15 protein-coding genes and 5 tRNA genes are annotated in these 17,371 nt (G+C 65.3%); 5 read left to right on the top strand and 15 right to left on the bottom strand.

Going from position 1 to position 17,371, the window contains the following annotated elements:
• Positions 1–133: 133 nt before the first annotated feature.
• A complete protein-coding gene (gene murA / locus MHY23_RS11010; protein ID WP_239307584.1) occupies positions 134–1,384 on the bottom strand; it encodes a UDP-N-acetylglucosamine 1-carboxyvinyltransferase in 1,251 nt (416 codons plus the stop codon).
• 44 nt (positions 1,385–1,428) lie between these two features.
• Positions 1,429–2,271 (bottom strand): acetate metabolism transcriptional regulator RamA, encoded by an 843-nt coding sequence (gene ramA, locus MHY23_RS11005; protein WP_181889639.1) that lies wholly within the window; start codon positions 2,269–2,271, stop codon positions 1,429–1,431.
• Between the two features lie 267 nt (positions 2,272–2,538).
• Between ramA and cysK the strand changes: the two genes are divergently transcribed.
• Complete coding sequence (gene cysK / locus MHY23_RS11000; protein WP_181889012.1) at positions 2,539–3,480, top strand: cysteine synthase A; 942 nt, start codon at positions 2,539–2,541, stop codon at positions 3,478–3,480.
• 111 nt (positions 3,481–3,591) lie between these two features.
• The gene (epsC, locus tag MHY23_RS10995; RefSeq protein WP_239307583.1) at positions 3,592–4,191 is read left to right on the top strand and encodes a serine O-acetyltransferase EpsC; all 600 of its coding nucleotides are present in this window, start codon (positions 3,592–3,594) and stop codon (positions 4,189–4,191) included.
• On the opposite strand, the gene MHY23_RS10990 is transcribed toward epsC, so the two are convergent.
• The 6 genes from MHY23_RS10990 to MHY23_RS10965 form a co-directional block, all read right to left on the bottom strand.
• Positions 4,192–4,482, bottom strand: coding sequence for a GNAT family N-acetyltransferase (locus MHY23_RS10990; RefSeq protein WP_181889015.1), 291 nt, complete (start codon positions 4,480–4,482; stop codon positions 4,192–4,194). It lies immediately after the preceding gene.
• A 60-nt stretch (positions 4,483–4,542) separates the two neighbouring features.
• Positions 4,543–4,615, bottom strand: a tRNA-Phe gene (locus MHY23_RS10985).
• A 28-nt stretch (positions 4,616–4,643) separates the two neighbouring features.
• A tRNA-Asp gene (locus MHY23_RS10980) sits at positions 4,644–4,717 on the bottom strand.
• Positions 4,718–4,802: 85 nt separating this feature from the next.
• On the bottom strand, positions 4,803–7,160 hold the full coding sequence (locus tag MHY23_RS10975; RefSeq protein ID WP_239307582.1) for an excinuclease ABC subunit UvrA: 2,358 nt from the start codon (positions 7,158–7,160) through the stop codon (positions 4,803–4,805).
• A gap of 55 nt (positions 7,161–7,215) precedes the next feature.
• Positions 7,216–7,292, bottom strand: a tRNA-Asp gene (locus MHY23_RS10970).
• A gap of 1 nt (position 7,293) precedes the next feature.
• Positions 7,294–7,366 (bottom strand) — tRNA-Glu (locus MHY23_RS10965).
• A gap of 74 nt (positions 7,367–7,440) precedes the next feature.
• Here MHY23_RS10965 and MHY23_RS10960 point away from each other — a divergent pair.
• Positions 7,441–8,028, top strand: a complete 588-nt coding sequence (locus MHY23_RS10960; RefSeq protein ID WP_239307581.1) for a hypothetical protein — start codon at positions 7,441–7,443, stop codon at positions 8,026–8,028.
• Positions 8,029–8,031: 3 nt separating this feature from the next.
• Here the strand turns inward: MHY23_RS10960 and zupT are convergent, their stop codons facing one another.
• The 4 genes from zupT to MHY23_RS10940 all read right to left on the bottom strand — a co-directional run bounded on the left by zupT (position 8,032) and on the right by MHY23_RS10940 (position 12,324).
• Positions 8,032–8,796: a zinc transporter ZupT gene (zupT, locus tag MHY23_RS10955; RefSeq protein ID WP_239307580.1), complete on the bottom strand. Its 765-nt coding sequence runs from the start codon at positions 8,794–8,796 to the stop codon at positions 8,032–8,034.
• A 39-nt stretch (positions 8,797–8,835) separates the two neighbouring features.
• Complete coding sequence (locus MHY23_RS10950) at positions 8,836–10,539, bottom strand: alpha-keto acid decarboxylase family protein (RefSeq protein WP_239307579.1); 1,704 nt, start codon at positions 10,537–10,539, stop codon at positions 8,836–8,838.
• Positions 10,540–10,690: 151 nt separating this feature from the next.
• Positions 10,691–10,763, bottom strand: a tRNA-Lys gene (locus MHY23_RS10945).
• A gap of 52 nt (positions 10,764–10,815) precedes the next feature.
• On the bottom strand, positions 10,816–12,324 hold the full coding sequence (locus tag MHY23_RS10940) for an acetyl-CoA hydrolase/transferase family protein (protein WP_239307578.1): 1,509 nt from the start codon (positions 12,322–12,324) through the stop codon (positions 10,816–10,818).
• A 189-nt stretch (positions 12,325–12,513) separates the two neighbouring features.
• Between MHY23_RS10940 and dusB the strand changes: the two genes are divergently transcribed.
• Complete coding sequence (dusB, locus tag MHY23_RS10935; RefSeq protein WP_239307577.1) at positions 12,514–13,674, top strand: tRNA dihydrouridine synthase DusB; 1,161 nt, start codon at positions 12,514–12,516, stop codon at positions 13,672–13,674.
• A 28-nt stretch (positions 13,675–13,702) separates the two neighbouring features.
• Positions 13,703–14,434, top strand: coding sequence for a PhoU domain-containing protein (locus MHY23_RS10930; protein ID WP_239307576.1), 732 nt, complete (start codon positions 13,703–13,705; stop codon positions 14,432–14,434).
• Between the two features lie 68 nt (positions 14,435–14,502).
• Here the strand turns inward: MHY23_RS10930 and pstB are convergent, their stop codons facing one another.
• The 3 genes from pstB to pstC all read right to left on the bottom strand — a co-directional run bounded on the left by pstB (position 14,503) and on the right by pstC (position 17,357).
• Entirely contained in the window at positions 14,503–15,279 is a 777-nt protein-coding gene (gene pstB / locus MHY23_RS10925; RefSeq protein ID WP_181889021.1) for a phosphate ABC transporter ATP-binding protein PstB, read from the bottom strand.
• Positions 15,280–15,316: 37 nt separating this feature from the next.
• Positions 15,317–16,144 carry a phosphate ABC transporter permease PstA gene (gene pstA, locus MHY23_RS10920; RefSeq protein WP_236883535.1) on the bottom strand — a complete coding sequence of 276 codons (828 nt, stop codon included), beginning with the start codon at positions 16,142–16,144 and terminating at the stop codon, positions 15,317–15,319.
• A 142-nt stretch (positions 16,145–16,286) separates the two neighbouring features.
• On the bottom strand, positions 16,287–17,357 hold the full coding sequence (gene pstC, locus MHY23_RS10915; protein WP_181889023.1) for a phosphate ABC transporter permease subunit PstC: 1,071 nt from the start codon (positions 17,355–17,357) through the stop codon (positions 16,287–16,289).
• Positions 17,358–17,371: the final 14 nt, after the last annotated feature.

Genomic DNA, 17,371 nt, shown 5'->3' with positions numbered 1-17,371 from the left:
AGCGATTGTTTTCCTGCCCGCCACACAAACCGGAAAGAATCTCACCTTCCAGCGGGGCGTTGTCGGTCTCGCTGACTCGATATAAGTTACACACACCCCACACACAACACAAACCCGCAGCACAACGCGGGTTTTATGCGCGTTCTACATGTGCACCAAGCGCGTTTAACTGCTCGACGAATGCCGGGTAGCCGCGGTCGATGTGGTGCACCTCGTGCACGGTGGTCACACCGTCTGCGACCAGGCCGGCGAGCACGAGGCCGGCGCCGGCGCGGATGTCGGAGGACCACACGTCGGTGGACGACAGGTTGTCCACTCCACGCAGCATGACGTGGTGGCCGTCCACGTTGGCGTCGGCGCCCAGGCGCAGCATCTCGTCCACAAACCGGAAGCGGGCCTCGAAGACGTTCTCGGTGATCACGGATACGCCGTCGGCAATCGTCGCCAGCGCGATTGCCATGGGCTGCAGGTCCGTCGGAAAGCCGGGGTACGGCAAGGTCTGGTAGTCCACGGCGCGGGGACGCTGGTCCATGCGCACGCGGAACCCGTTGTCGTAGGTCTCCACGTTGGCGCCGGCGAGCTTCAGCTTCGACAGCGCCAGGTGCAGATGCCCGGGGGCGGCGCCGGTGACGGTGATGTCGCCCTGAGTCATGGCCGCGGCGTACGCCCAGGTACCGGCGACGATGCGGTCGCCGACCACCGTATGCTCCGTCGGCGAGAGCGAATCCACACCATCGACGGTGATGGTGGACGTGCCCGCGCCTTCGATGCGCGCGCCCATGGAATTGAGCATGGAACACAGGTCCACGATCTCCGGCTCGCGCGCGGCGTTGTCAAGCACGGTGCGGCCGTCGGCGAGCACCGCCGCGGTGACGATGTTCTCCGTCGCACCCACGGACGGGAAGTCCAGCTTGATGGAGGCACCGGTGAGCTTGTCTGCCCGCGCCACCACCGCGCCGTGCTCGATGTGGGTGGTCGCGCCCAGCTTCTCCAGGCCGGACTGGTGCATGTCCAGCGGGCGCGACCCGATGGCGTCGCCGCCCGGGAGCGCCACGTACGCCTCGGTGCAGCGGGCGACCAACGGCCCGAGCACTGCAACGGATGCGCGGAACTGGCGCACCGCGTCAAAGTCCGCGTGCGGGGACACCTCGGCCGGAGTGTGGATGCGCACCACATCGCCTTCGATGTCCACCTCGCAGCCCAGCCCGACCAGGACGTCGCGCATCAGCGGAACGTCCAGGATCCGGGGGCAGTTGCGCAGCGTGGTGGTGCCTTCGGCCAGAAGGGCCGCGGCCATCAGCTTGAGCACGCTGTTCTTGGCGCCGTCGACGCGAACTTCGCCCGCAAGCCGGGCGCCGCCTGAAACCAAAAACCGTTCTTTCACGTCCGCCACAGTACAGAACCGGAGGGACGTCGATAAGCAATTGCCTACGGCAGAGCGCCGATGCGACGCGCGGCGTTGACCGCCTCATACCTGGTGTGAGCACCGAGTTTGCGCATCACGCTGCGCAGGTAGGACTTCACGGTCTCCGCGCCGATGCCCATCTCGGCGGCGGCCTCCACGTTGGTGTGGCCGAGCGCCACGCATGCGAGCACGTCGAGCTCGCGAGCGGACAGCTTGGTGGTCTGCTTCACGGCCACCGGGGAGACCAGCTGCTCACAGAGCTGCTCGAGCTCTTTGCGCAGCTTCTCGTCCTCCACACGGTTGGTCAGCATGCGCAGCTTGGAGTGGGTGGCGCGCACCTGCTCCCACTCGGCGCCGTTCATCGCGCGACCGGTCTTGGCGCCGGCGCGGTCCCCGCCGTCGGAAGAGCGCAGCGCCGCGTTGACGGCGAGCTCCTGCTCGAGGGTGCGCGCGGTCATGGCGACTTCCTCGATGACCTTGTCGCCCAGACGCACAGGCGAGTGCACGCCGACGTACAACACGCCCCGAATCTCACGCTGCACGATCACCGGCACGGCCACGACGGAGTGCAGGCCCTCGTCCTGGATCTGCTGGTCGTACTCGTGGGAGATCACGGACGCTCGCGTGTAGTCGGCGATGCCCACTGCGCGGCGGGTGGACACGACCCTGCCGCCCACGCCAGCCCCCTCGGCGACGCTGAGGTTCTGCAGCGCCGGGGTACGCAGGCCGATCCACTGGGTGATTTGGATCCGGTTATCCGACAGGAGAGTGCCGTACATGGCAACTGGAATTCCGGTTGCGGTCTTCAACGCGGTCAGTGCAGCACGGATCGCGTCATCGTCGTCCTTGATGCGCTGCGCATCCATCGTCATACGTGTCGCCTTCCACCGTTCCGGGGGCACCCGTTTGGGGAACACCCGAATCCGAACAGGACTCAAAAACAATCGTGATCATATCGCGCGAACGGGGGTAGCCAAACTTAGCCCCGCTCGAACGGCGCTTGATTCAACGCTTCCACGGCACCCAAAACGCCGGTCCGAACCATCCGGTACACACGAGACAAACCACCCGGTCTAGTTCGGGGTGTATGCTGAGCCTTAAACAAACTCAATCAACCCAGGAGGCAATCTCTCATGGCGAAGATCGCAAGCAACGTTCTCGACCTCATCGGCGGCACCCCGCTCGTCGAGCTGAAGGACATCACCGAGGCCAACGGATCCAAGGCCCGCGTGCTGGCCAAGCTGGAGTTCTACAACCCGGCCAACTCCGTCAAAGACCGCATCGGCAAGGCCATCATCGAGGCCGCCGAGGCATCCGGCGAGCTGAAGCCGGGTGGCACCATCGTCGAGGCAACCTCCGGCAACACCGGCATCGCACTCGCACTCGCGGGCGCCGCGAAGGGCTACAAGGTCATCCTGACCATGCCGGAGACCATGTCCACCGAGCGCCGCGTGCTGCTGCGCGCCTACGGCGCAGAGATCGTGCTCACCCCGGGCGCCGCCGGCATGAAGGGCGCCGTGGAGAAGGCCAACGAGCTGGTGGAGCAGAACGAGGGCGCCATCCTGGCCCGCCAGTTTGAGAACGAGGCCAACCCGAAGATCCACTACGCCACCACCGGCCCGGAGATCTGGGAGGACACCGACGGCGAGGTGGACATCCTCGTCGCGGGCGTGGGCACCGGCGGCACCATCTCGGGTGCCGGCAAGTACCTCAAGGAGCAGAAGTCGGACGTCAAGGCCGTGGCCGTCGAGCCGGCTGCCTCCCCACTGCTCTCCAAGGGCGAGGCTGGCCCGCACAAGATCCAGGGCCTGGGTGCGAACTTCATCCCGGGCACCCTGGACCGCAACGTCGTGGACGAGATCATCGCCGTGACCAACGAGGACGCCGTGTCCACTTCCCGCGAGCTCGCGGTGAAGGACGCCATCCTCGGCGGCATCTCCGCAGGTGCAAACGTCAAGGCGGCGCTGGAGCTGGCCGCGCGCGAGGAGAACGCGGGCAAGACCATCGTGGTCATCATCCCGGACTTCGGCGAGCGCTACGTCTCCACCGTCCTGTACGAGGACATCCGCGACTAAGCACTTTTTGCTTAGCGACGAGCTGTCGCCCCTCCCCCGGCCCCGACCCCATTCGGCGCCGGGGGAATCTTTATCCCCACAAAAAATGAACCGCTTGGTACACTGCGCCCCATGCTTTCCCTGGCCGCAAAGGTAATTTCCACCGTCCGCGAGGACCTGGCAAACGCGCGCGAGCACGACCCGGCCGCGCGCGGCGACGTCGAAAACGCTGTCGTGTACTCAGGCCTGCACGCCATCTGGGTGCACCGCATCTGCCACGCCATGTGGGAGCGGGACTGGAAGGGGCCGGCGCGCATCCTGGCGCAGCTGAACCGGTTCTTCACCGGCATTGAGATCCACCCCGGCGCGACGATCGGCCGGAGGTTCTTCATCGACCACGGCATGGGCATCGTCATCGGCGAGACCGCGGAGATCGGCGAGGGAGTCATGCTCTACCACGGCGTCACTTTGGGCGGGCAGGTGCTCACACAGACGAAGCGCCACCCCACCATCGGCGACAACGTCACTATCGGCGCCGGCGCGAAGGTGCTGGGCCCGGTGACTATCGGCGCGGGCTCCGCCGTCGGCGCGAACGCCGTCGTGACCAAGGACGTGCCGGAAAACTCCATCGCTGTCGGCATCCCGGCGAAGACCCGCCCGCGCAAGACGGACGAGTGCATCAAGCTCGTAGACCCGGACAGCTACGTCGATCCGGGCAGCTACATCATCTAGTTAGGCGAGCAGGTCCCGGTACTGCGGGTTCTGCTCGATGTAGCGCTCCACGGCGGGGCAGGACGGGGTGACCTGCATGCCGTCGGCGCGGGCGTCGTCAAGCGCTGCCTGGATCAGCGGCTTGGACAGGCCTTGGCCGCGGAACTTGGGGTCCACCACGGTGTGCGGCAGGTCGCGCACGCCGTTCGCGTCGGCGTAGGTGGCAAAGCCGGCGACTTCTTCGCCGACGAGGATTTCGTACTGGCCGTCCGTTTCGTTCTTGCGCACGGATACTTCCGGGTTTTCAGACATGCGGCCGACTATATATGTGAAACCCCTTCCGCGTCGCTGCGGAAGGGGTTTTCGGGAGTGTGGCCAGAGCCAGGATCGAACTGGCGACCCCACACTTTTCAGGCGTGTGCTCTACCAACTGAGCTATCTGGCCGGAACTACTCGTTTGCCAAGCAATTCAGCGACCCTGACGGGACTTGAACCCGCGACCTCCGCCGTGACAGGGCGGCGCGCTAACCAACTGCGCCACAGGGCCATATTCTGTTGTTTCGGTGCGCCTTCCAGTGTGTTTCACACTGTCGCTTGCACGAGTTGATACATTACACAGCACCCTCATACGGCTACAAATCGCCAGCGTGTGAGAGGTATCGCCCCGTTTCAGACCCGGTGCTTTCATGCCTATCGACGAGCTTCCGCACCGTGCCCGCCGCCACCACCTGCCCGCCCGCAGAGCCCGCCCCCGGGCCCAAGTCGATGACGTAATCGGCGCGAGACACCAGCGCTAGGTTGTGCTCCACCACGATCACGGTCGCGCCGGCGTCCACTAGCCGGTCGAACAGGTCCACCAGGCGCGCGGTGTCGGTGAGGTGCAGGCCGGTAGTGGGCTCGTCGAGCACGTAGGCGGACGCGGTCTTTTTCAGGCTCGCCGCGAGCTTGAGGCGTTGGCGCTCGCCGCCGGACAGGGTTGTCAGCGGCTGGCCGAGGGTGACGTAGCCCAGCCCGACGTCGATAAGGTGCCCGCACATCTTGGCGGCCGCGTTGACCTTGTTCTCCTTCAGGTAGGGCTGCGCCTCCTCCGCCGGCATGGACAGCACCTCGGCGATGTTCTTGCCGCCGAGGGTGTGCACCAGCACGGCGTCGCTGAAACGCTTGCCCTCGCAGACCTCGCAGGGCACGTCCACGCCCTGCATCATGCCGAGATCCACGTAGACCACGCCCGCACCTTTGCAGTGCTGGCACGCGCCGGCGGAGTTCGGCGAGAACATCGAGGCCGGCTCGCCGGAGGCTTTCGCGAACGCCTTGCGGATCGGGTCCAGCGCGCCGGTGTAGGTGGCGGGGTTGGAGCGCCGCGACCCGGAGATGGGCGCCTGGTCCACCCACACCGCGTCCTCCAGCAGCGCGGAATCCTCAAGCGCGCGCAGCAGGGAGGACTTGCCGGAGCCCGCCACACCCGTCACTGCGGTGAGCACGCCAGTGGGGATGTCCACGTCGATGCTGGCGAGGTTGTTCTCGCTCGCCCCGCGCACCTTGAGCCAATCGACGGGCTCGCGCGGGTCCTCCTTGAGCTCGACGCCGAGCTTCAGGCTCTCGCCTGTGCGCGTGCCAGCCTCGCGCAGCTCCGCAACGGTGCCCTCGAAGACGATCTCGCCGCCTTCGGTGCCCGCGCCGGGGCCGAGCTCGATGACGTGGTCCGCGGCCTCGATGGTCTGCGGGCGGTGCTCCACCACGAGCACGGTGTTGCCCTTGTCCCGCAGCGCGGTGAGCAGGCCGTTCAACCTGTCGATGTCGGCGGCGTGCAGGCCGGCGGTGGGCTCGTCGAAGACGTAGGTGACGTCCGAAAGCGCGGAGCCCAAGTGCCGGATCATCTTCACACGCTGCGACTCGCCGCCGGACAGCGTCGAGCTCGGCCTATCCAGCGCGATGTAGCCCAGCCCGATGGCGACAAAGTTCGCCAGCGCCTCGCGTATGGACGCCACCAGCGGCGCCACGCCCGGCGCGTCCACGCCCTCGAACCACTCCGCCAGGTCCTCGACCTCCATGGCGCACAGCTCAGCGATGTTCTTGCCGTTGATCTTCGACTCCAGCGCGTGCTGCGCCAGCCGGGTGCCGCCGCAGGCGGGGCAATCCACCTGGGTCACGGCGCGGTCCACAAACTCGCGGGCGGCTTTTTGCAGGCCCTCTTTTTCCTTGCTCAGCAGCGAGGACTCCAGGCGCGGGATGAGCCCCTGGTAGGTGGTGTTGAAGCCCAGGTACTGCACCTTCTCGGGCTCGCCGTAGAGCAGAGCGTGGCGCTGCTCGGCCGTGAACTCGCCGACGGGCACGTCGGTGGGGAACTTCCCGGCTTCGGCGTATGCGCGGAACTGCCAGGACCCGGGCTTGTAGCCCGGCACGAGGATGGCGCCGTCGTCGATGGACAGCGAGTCGTCCACCACCTGCGCCTCGTCGAACTTGCTCGCACGCCCGGTGCCGGCGCACTCCGGGCACATGCCGCCGGTGCGGGTGAAGTTCTTCACCACCTTCTTCTTGCCGGTCGCGTCCTTGATCGCGCCGCCGCCCGTCACGCTGGGGACGTTGAAGGAGTACGCGCCCGGCCCGCCGGCGTGCGGCTCCGCGATGCGCGAAAACAGCACACGCAGCATCGGCGTGACGTCCGTGGCGGTGCCGACGGTGGAGCGCACGTTCGCCCCGAGCGCAGACTGGTCCACCACGATCGCCACGGTCACCCCTTCGAGCCCGACCACGTCCGGCCGCGCCATCGACGGCATGAAGCCCTGGACGAAGGACGAGTACGTCTCGTTAATCAGGCGCTGCGACTCGGCAGCAACGGTGTCGAAGACCAGCGAGGACTTGCCGGACCCGGACACGCCGGCGAACACGGTGAGGCGGCGTTTCGGGATCGTGACAGAGACGTCCCGCAGGTTGTTCTCGTTCGCGCCGGTAACAACGATTACGTCGTGGGCGTCAGCCTTGTTCTTCACGGGTGCCAAGCGTAGCCGTCGCAAAGCAAAAGGCTCGAGGCGTACCTCGAGCTAATGGCGACCCTGACGGGACTTGAACCCGCGACCTCCGCCGTGACAGGGCGGCGCGCTAACCAACTGCGCCACAGGGCCGTACCCCCAACGGGATTCGAACCCGTGTTGCCGCCGTGAAAGGGCGGAGTCCTAGGCCTCTAGACGATGGGGGCCTGTCATCAAAGACAGCCGTTGAATCATACGACACAGCCTTCGCAGCAACCAAACGAGCACTACAGTGGCCTACATGGCTGAAGCAATCATCTACGACGCGACCCTGTCCCCGACAAAAGATGAACTCCTTTCCGCGCACTCCCCCATCGTTGAATCCCTCGGTTCCTACCGTGTGATGGACCGCGACGGCGAGGTGGGCATCGAAGTCCTTATCGGCCGCGATGTCAACGGCGCGCTGCGGCAGTTCGGTGTCTCCTACCGCGACGCGGGAGCCAAGCTTGACGACGAGCTCACGCCCATGAACCATTCCGTCCTCGGCGCCCGCTCCGTGGCGCCCCTGACCACGGATCCGGTGGCTGTGCGCGAGCTGATCCAGACGATACTTTCCGGCGGCGAGGGCGCGTCTTTCAGCAACGGCGCACCGATCTTCGCGGTGCGCGGCACGGGCCAGACCCCCGACGTGGCGGTCAGTGCGGCGGAGATTGAGGACCACAACGAGTACACCAGCATCGGCTCAGTGGACATCGACGGCGAAAAGCAGCGCTACCAGCTGCGCATCACCCGCGAGATCCTCGACGCCCAGGTGGCGGAGCCGGACGACCTCGCGCTCGTGCGCGCGGACGACGGCGTGATCCTCATGCGCCTCGAGGTCTGGAAGTAGCCCCTACCCCGGCAGAATGAGCAGGCTGGCCGCCATGACGGCCATACCCGCGATGAGTCCGTAGATCGCGGTGTGGTGGCGGCCGGTATGAATTGCCGTGGGCAAAAGCTCGTCCAGGCTGACAAACACCATGATCCCGGCGATGGCGGCGTAGGCCACGCCGAGCGTCTCCGGGCCCAGGAAGGGGCGAAGCAGCACAAACCCGATCAGTGCGCCCAACGGCTCGGCCAAACCAGACAGCGTGGCCCAGCCGGCGGCCTTCCACTTCTTCCCTGTGGCCTGGCGCAGCGGCACGGCCACCGCCACGCCTTCCGGGATGTTGTGGATGGCGATCGCGATGGCAATCGGAAGCCCCAGCGCCGGGTTTTCCAGCGCCGCGATGAACGAGGCGAAGCCCTCCGGGAAGTTGTGCACCGCGATGGCTAAGCCGGTGACCACGCCGACGTTGCGCATGGTCTTTCCGCCCGAAGGGTCTTCGTGCGGGTTGATGTCGTCGGGCACAAACCTGTCGATCAACGCGATCACAGCGATGCCCGCGAAGAACGCGACGGTGCCCCACAGCTGCGCCCTGTCGTCGCCCCCGAGCGAGGCGACCCCCTCCGGCAGCAGCTCCACCAGCGAGATGTAGACCATCACGCCAGCGGAAAACCCCAGCGAAGCAGCGAGAAACTTGTCACTGGGGTTGCGCTTGAGCGCCACAAGCAGGCCGCCGAGGCCGGTAGACAAACCGGCGAACAGCGACAGACCGAACGCAAGGCCGAAGTTCATGCGGAAAACTCTAACCCGCTTGACGCACGCTGCGTTGCACTACTGCTTGTCTGCCGGGGCGCGGCCGATTGCGGCGGAGACGGGCTTACCCCACTTCACCAGGTCTTGGGTCATGTCGTCGTGCGGGATCTGGGCCTCAATCAGCACTGGACGGTGGGTGTTTTCGCTGGCGGTGCGAAGAGCATCTCGCAGCTCACCTGCAGTCGTAGCGGTGATTCCAATGCCCTCGCCGTCCTCGGCATTGAAGGCATCCATCAGCGCTGCGTAATCCCAGTTCTTGTAGTAATTGTACGGGCCTTCGTGCAGCGCGGACTCGATGACGTAGCCCTTGTTGTTGACCACAATGACGGTGATGTTGTCCTGGTAGCGGATCATGTTGCACACCTCTTGCGCAGTGAGCTGGAAGGACCCGTCGCCGACCATGAGGATGGTGTGGTGGTCATTGCCCTTCGCCACGGCGTACCCGTGCGCCGACGGCACCGACCAGCCGATGGCGCCCCACTGCATCTCAATTTCGAACCCTGCGCCACCCGGCAGCTGCATATGCATGCCGTTAAACCAGGAGTCACCGGTCTCAGCGAACAGGGTGGAATCCTGCGTGATCAGCTCGTTGATCTGGTGCACCATCTCGGCGCGGGTGAGCTGCTCGCCGTCTGCCGCCGGGGTGTACTCCGCCTGCTCTCCGGTGACGTCGTCGCGGTTGTACTGCTCGATGGTGGCGGAGTTCTTCTCCACCTTCTGGGCGACGACGTCGAGCACCGGCGCGATGGGCAGGTTGGTGTAGTTGCCCTCCGGGGTGGTCACGCCGTCCTCGGCGATGGCGATGTAGCCGGAATCGTTCGGCACCGTCGTGGTCCAGCCCACCGTGGAGTAATCAGTGAACATCGGGCCGGCCGCAAGCACGCAATCGGACAAGTCCACCATGGCCTCCGCGCCCGGCGCGGAAGAGGTACCTAGGTAATGGCCGATGTATTGCGGATGATCCTCTGGGAAGAACCCCTTCGCGTTCGGCTGCACGGCAACGGCGCAGCCCAGCGCCTCGGCTAGGCGCTTGAACGCGTCGATGGCGCCGTACGGGCGCAGGTGAGGTCCGGCCAACAAGATCGGCTTCTTGGTGGCATTGAGCTGCTTAGCAACGGCATCTGCGGCCTGCTCCACTGCGTCGGCGTCGTACGGCAGCTCCCATGCACGAGGGAACTGCTTCGGCTGCGGCTCCGGGCACTCGGCGTCCGCCAGGTTCGAGGCGATTTCGATATAGCACGGCTTGGATTCGCGCAGGGCGGTGGCAATGGCGTCGTCGATCTTCGCGGGCGCCTCCTCCGCCGTGAGAATGCGCACGGTCTTGCAAGTCACCGGGCGGAACATTTCCTCCTGGTACGAGTAGTCCGTCGTGCCGATGGTGTGGTGCAGGAAGCGGCCAGAAGCCTCGTCGTTGGTGTTGTAGCCGGCGGAGATGAAGATCATGGGCAGGCGCTCGGCGTAAGCACCGGCAACGCCGTTGAGCGCGGAAAACGCACCGACGTTGAAGGTGATCACGCACGCGGATGCACCGTTTGCTCGCGCGTAGCCCTCCGATGCGTAGGAGGCGTTGAGCTCGTTGGTGCAGCTGACCATTTTCAGGTTGTCGTTCTTCAACAGCTCGTCGAGAAGCTGGAGGTTGTAGTCGCCCGGCACCTGGAAGTAGTGCTCAAGGCCGATCTGCTCCAAGCGGGTGGCGAGGTAGTGGCCAACAGTGGTTGCCATGGTTGCCTTTCTCTAAAAATCTCTCAAAAGTTTGGGAACACCCAGGGTAGAGAAAAACACCTTTGATATCACCATTATTTTGGCGACTCGACACCCAACCTGTGACACGCACAACAAACCCCCGCCGCAATATAGCGACGGGGGTTGAAGGTGGGCCCTGCGGGGATCGAACCCGCGACCTGCGGATTAAAAGTCCGTAGCTCTACCAGCTGAGCTAAAGGCCCGCGGGGGCTAATGGTAGCCCCTGGGACCATTAGCCCGGAAATCGGGGCAGGGTTAGTCCTGCTTCATCATCGTGCCGGTCTCTTCCATGCGCAGGTGGAAGTCGAAGGCGTGGCGCAGATCGTGCGGGGTTGCCTGGTACTTGCACTTGGAAGCGAGCTCGACGTACTCCTCCAGCAGCGGGCGGTACGACGGGTGGGCGATGGAGATCATCTTGGCCACGCGGTCGCGCGGGGCCAGGCCACGCAGGTCGGCCACGCCGTACTCGGTGATGAAGACCATCGCGTCGTGCTCGTTGTGGTCGATGTGGGACGCGAACGGGACGATTGCGGAAATCGCGCCGTCTTTCGCCACCGACGGGGAGATGAACGAGGAGATGTAGGCGTTGCGGGTGAAGTCGCCGGAGCCGCCCAGGGCGTTCATCAGACGGGAGCCGTTGATGTGGGTGGAGTTGGCGTTGCCGTAGATGTCCGCCTCGATCATGCCGTTGGACGCGATCAGGCCGGTGCGGCGGATGACCTCCGGGTGGTTGGAGATGGACTGCGGGCGCAGGATGATGGACTCGCGGTAGCGCGAGGCCTCGTTGTTCATCTTCTCCGCGTACTCCGGCGACAGGGAGAACGACGTTGCGGACGCCACGGTCATCTTGCCGGCGTCGATCAGGTCGACCATGCCGTCCTGGATCACCTCGGTGTAGGCCTGGATGTTCTCGAACTTGGAGTCCATCAGGCCCGCCATCACCGCGTTGGGGACGTTGCCCACGCCGGACTGCATGACGTAGCCGTCGTAGGCCAGGCGGCCGGCCTTGACCTCGTTCTCCAGGAAGTCGAGGAAGTTGCCGGCGATCTGCTCGGAGATCTCGTCCGGCGCCTTGAACGGGGCGTTGCGGTCCGGGTCGTTCGTCTCAATGACGGCGACGACCTTCTCCGGGTCGATCTCGATGTAAGTGGTGCCGATGCGGTCGCCGCACTTGGTGATCGGGATCGGGATGCGGTTCGGCAGCGGCGGCACGGTCCAGATGTCGTGCATGCCCTCGAGCTCCTCGGACTGCCAGGAGTTGACCTCGATGATGATCTTCTTGGCGGCGTTGAGGAACTCCACGGAGTTGCCCACCGAGGAAGACGGGACGATGTTGCCCTCTTCGGTGATGCGCACTGCCTCGACGATGGCCAAGTCCACCTCGCCGAAGAAGCCCTGCTCAACCATCATGCCGGAGTGCGACAGGTGGATGTCCTGGAACTTCATCTCGCCGGCGTTGATCTTGTTACGCATGGTCGGGTCGGACTGGTACGGCATGCGGTAGCGCAGCGCACCGGCCTCGGCGAGCACACCGTCGCACTCCGGTGCGGTGGAGGCGCCGGTGTACATGTCGATGGAGAAGTCCTGGCCCTTCTCATGGGCGGCCTTCGCCTTCTCCGCGATGGCGGCGGGCATAGCCTTGGGGTAGCCGGCGCCGGTGAAGCCGGAGGTGCCGACCTTGTCGCCGTGGTTGACAAACTGGACAGCCTCTTCGGCGGACATGACCTTGTCGCGCAGCTTGGCGCTTGCAATGCGGTCGCTCATGATGCTCCCTCAAATCGTTTCGTGCGGGTATATAACATTCCCCACCATATTGTGACGTACGCCCCACTGCCAGGATTCGGGCGGAGCTCGTCGAAAAGCAAGTGCTTAGCGACGGCTCCGTACCCCCGAACGGGCGTAAACCCGACGATTGGACGGGACGCGTAGTCCACGGGAAGAATGGGCGGCACTATGACTGCAGTTGCCCCCGCCCTGACTATCGGCGGCATTGACTTGAGCTCCCCCGTCATCCTCGCGCCGATGGCCGGGGTGACAAACATGCCGTTTCGCGTGCTGTGCCGCGAGATTGAAGAAGAGCTCACCGGCACCTCCTCGGGCTTGTACGTCTGCGAGATGATCACGGCGCGCGCCATGGTGGCCCGCAACCAGAAAACCCTGCACATGACCACCTTCGCCGACGTGGAAACCCCGCGGTCGATGCAGCTGTACACCGTGGACCCCAAGTTCACCTACGAGGCCGTGCGCATGATCGTGGACGAAGACATCGCCGACCACGTGGACATGAACTTCGGCTGCCCGGTGCCCAAGGTCACCCGCAAGGGCGGCGGCTGCGCTATCCCGTACAAGCGCCGCCTCTACGGCAACATCGTCGACGCCGCCGTGCGCGCCGCCGAAGGCTCCGGGATCCCGATCACGGTGAAGTTCCGCATCGGCATCGACGACGAGCACCACACCCACCTCGACGCGGGCCGCATCGCCGCCGAGGCAGGAGCCGCCGCAGTGGCCCTGCACGCCCGCACCGGCGCGGAGCGCTACTCGGGCGAGGCCCACTGGGACGAGATCGGCCGCCTGGTCGAGCACATGGACGGCACCGGCGTGCCCGTCATCGGCAACGGCGACATTTTCGCCGCCGACGACGCCGCGAAGATGATGGAGCGAACCGGCTGCCACGGCGTGGAAGTTGGCCGCGGGTGCCTGGGCAGGCCCTGGCTGTTCGCCCAGCTCGGCGCGCAACTGCGCGGCGAGGAGATCCCGCCGGAGCCGACGCTGGGCCAAGTTGCCGGCATCATCTACCGCCACGCGGAGCTGCTGGCCGCCCACGACGGCGAAGAGCACGCCTGCCGCGACATCCGCAAACACACCGGCTGGTACCTGCGCGGCTTCCCCGTCGGCGGCGAGTTCCGCAAATCGTTGGCCCAAGTCAGCTCGCTGGCGGAGCTGAAGGAGCGCCTGGCACCCATCGCCGACTCGGACGAGATGGCCCAGCACGCGGACGACGCCCGCGGGCGCCAGGGCTCCGCCGGCAAGATCGCGCTGCCCGAGGGCTGGCTGGACGACCCCGAAGACGACACCGTTCCCGAAGGCGCCGAAATTGAAAATAACGGCGGGTAAACCCGCCAGCGTGCGTAGCATGAAGCCCATGCTTCGCACCGTGTACAGAGAACATCTCCAGGCCTTCAACGAGGACGTCCTCGAGATGTGCGACTCCGTGCGCGAAGTCATGGAACACGCCACGGCCGCGCTTTTGGAGCAATCCCTGGAGGACGCCGAGGCCGCCCTGACGGCCACGGACGGGCTCAACGAGATCAGCCAGCGCTGCGAGGAACGCAGCATGAGCCTCCTCGCGCTGCACAGCCCCGTCGCCTACGACCTGCGCCAGGTGGTCTCCGCGATCTACATCGTGGAAAGCTTCGAGCGCATGGGGTCGCTGGCGAAGAACATCGCGCTGTTGGCCCGGCTGCGCCACCCCGACCCCGTCTACCCCGAGCCGCTGCACGGCTACGTCCAGGAGCTCGCCCGCCTCGTCTACGAGATGGGTGCCGCCACCCGCAAGCTGCTTGTCGAGCCGGACGCCGACTCCGCCGTGGAGCTGCACACTATCGACGAGGGCGTGGACGACATGAAGGCTTACCTCAGCGCCCTTGTCACCGACAAGGATTGGCAATACACCAACCGGGAAGCCGTGGACGTGTCCATGCTGGCGCGCTACTACGAGCGCTACGCCGACCGCTGCGTCAGCGTGGGCCGGCGCATGGTCTTCCTCATCACCGGGCTCAAGCCCGAGGCATACGTGCAGCAGCGCGACGAGGTGGACTACGACCCGGTGAAGAAGTTCGCCACCATCGAGCGCAAGTTCCGCAAACGGAAGTAGGTCCAAAAAGGGCGGCGCCCCTTGCGGTGCGTGGGGCACCGAAGGGGCGCGTCGAAAAGCAGAATGCTTTAGCCGAAGCGGCCGGAGATGTAGTCCTCGGTCTCCTTCTGCTCCGGGTTCTCGAAGATGGTGGTGGTGTCGTTGAACTCCACCAGGTGGCCCGGCTTACCGGTGGCCTCGAGGGAGAAGAAGGCGGTCTTGTCGGACACACGCGCAGCCTGCTGCATGTTGTGGGTCACGATGACGATGGTGTACTCGTTCTTCAGCTCGTGGATGAGGTCCTCCACGGCGAGGGTGGAAATCGGGTCCAGGGCGGAGCAGGGCTCGTCCATGAGCAGGACCTCCGGGCGCACAGCGATCGCGCGCGCGATGCACAGACGCTGCTGCTGACCGCCGGAAAGGCCGCCGCCCGGCTTGTCCAGGCGGTCCTTGACCTCTTCCCACAGGTTCGCGCCGCGCAGGGACTGCTCGGCAACTTCCTTGAGCTTCTTCTTGTCCTTCTCGCCGGACAGGCGCAGGCCCGCGACGACGTTGTCCTCGATGGACATGGTCGGGAACGGGTTGGCCTTCTGGAACACCATGCCGATGGTGTTGCGCACGGCAACCGGGTCGACGTTCTTGCCGTAAATGTCGTTGCCGTCAAGGAGGATCTCGCCCTTCACGGATGCGCCGGGGATGACCTCGTGCATGCGGTTCAGGGTGCGCAGCACGGTGGACTTGCCGCAGCCGGACGGGCCGATGAAGGCGGTCACGGCCTTGGACGGGATCTGCATGTTGACGTTCTGCACGGCGTGGAAGTCGCCGTAGTAGATGTTGACGTCGTTGAGTTCGAGCTTGGTAGACATCTGGGTTTCTCCTGGGATGGGTGGGAACGCGGGTGGGTTACTTCTTGACCGAGTAGCGCTTCGCCACGAATCGAGCGAGCAGGTTCAGGGTGACAACGAGGATCACGAGCGTCAGCGCCGCGCCCCAGAGTCGGTCGTTTGCCGGGCCGGTCGCACCGGACTTCCACATATCCAGCATGAACAGCGGCAGCGAGGACTGCGGCTTGTCAAACATGTTGAACCAGTTCGTGGTCGGGGTGGAGCCGACGAGGATCAGCACCGGGGCGGACTCGCCCATCACGCGGGCGATGGCGAGCATGACGCCGGTGACAATGCCGGACAGTGCCGTCGGCAGCACGATGCGCATGATGGTCTTCCACTTCGGAACACCCAGTGCGTAGGACGCCTCGCGCAGGTCCATCGGAACCACGCGCAGCATCTCCTCGGTGTTGCGGACCACAACCGGGATCATGAGCAGGATCAGCGACAGGGACACTGCGAAGCCGGAACGCTGCTGGCCCAGGATGGTGATCCACAGGGCGTAGACGAACAGCGCGGCGACGATGGACGGCACACCGGAGAGGATGTCCACCATGAAGGTGGTCAGCTTGCCCAGCCTGTTGCCGTTGGAGTACTCCACCAGGTAGATCGCGGTGAAGATGCCGATCGGGATGGAAAACAGCGACGCGACCAGCGTCTGCATCAGCGTGCCGGCGATGGCGTGGAGTGCGCCGCCGCCCGGCTTGGAGGAGCGCACACCGACCATGTCCTGGGTCCACCAGGCCGGGTCGATCACGGCGCCCAGGCCGCGGGAGACCACGGTGATGAGCAGCCAGAGCAGCGGGATCAGGGCGAGGATCATGCACAGCCACATCAGGCCGCCCATGATCGAGTTGGTGGTCTTGCGGCTTGCGGCGATGTCGGTGAACGGGCTTTCACCTTTACGACGCGCCGGAGCGGGGTTCTTGGTTGCTACCTGGGAGGAGCCGTTGTTCGGTACTGCAGTAGACATTTCTGCTTTCCGCTCCTTACTTGTTAACGATCGCGCGGGCGATCGAGTTGACGATGAAGGTCAGCAGGAACAGCACCAGGCCGGCGGCGATGTACGCGCCTGCGGAGACCGGGTTGTTGAACTCTGCGGCGGCGTTGGCGATCGCAGTGGCGAAGGTGGTGCCGCCGTCGAACAGCGAGCCGCGGAAGTCGTTCGCCGGTGCCACAGCCATGTACAGCGCCATGGTCTCACCCAGCGCGCGGCCGAGGCCGAGCATGGAACCGGCGATGAAGCCGGACATACCGAACGGGATCACGGTCATGCGGATGACTTCCCAGCGGGTGGCGCCGAGAGCCAATGCCGACTCGATCTGGCCCGGAGGGGTCTGCACGAAGATCTCGCGGGCGGTTGCGGCGATGATCGGCAGGATCATGATGGCCAGGACGATGCCGCCGGTCATCATGTTGCGGGCCGTGGAGAACGGCGGGGAGTTCTGGTAGGTGGCGAACAGGAAGAAGTCGCCGCCCCAGCTGTTGACCCACTTGTAGAAGTCGCCCAGCAGCGGGCCGAGCACCTGCGCGCCCCACAGGCCGTAGACGATGGACGGCACGGCGGCGAGCATGTCCACCAGGGTGCCCAGCGGGCGGACCAGCTTCGGCGGGCAGTAGTTGGACAGGAACAGTGCCACGCCAAGGGCGATAGGCATCGCGATGACCAGCGCGATCAGCGAGATGGTCACCGTGGAGAAGAACAGGTTCGGGATACCGAACTTCATTGCGTCCAGGTTCGCCGTCTGCCAGCCGCCACCGTAGGTGAGGAAGCCGATCAAGCCGCGGTCGTTACGCATCAGCGGCGGGAGGGCCTGGATGAGCAGGAAGATACCGATCGCCGCGACCAGCACAGTGATCAGCGTCGCGGAGGCGGTGGAGAGGAACTCGAAAACGCGGTCACCCGGGCGCTTCACGCCGGAGCCCTTGTTTGCGTTGTCCGCTACCGGGGTGTTTCCGCCGTCGCCTTTTGTCAGGGTGGTGCCCGTTGAGTTCTGGATTACAGGATCTGTGGTGTTCGCGGGTCCTGCTCCGCGGTCGAGGTGATCGTTAGCAGCCATATGCTCGAATCCTT

The organism is Corynebacterium sp. ACRQP (assembly GCF_022345915.1).
GTDB classification, from domain to species: domain Bacteria; phylum Actinomycetota; class Actinomycetes; order Mycobacteriales; family Mycobacteriaceae; genus Corynebacterium; species Corynebacterium lehmanniae.
Note: the sequence above shows the minus strand (reverse complement) of the source record. Positions and strands in the feature narration are given on the sequence as shown.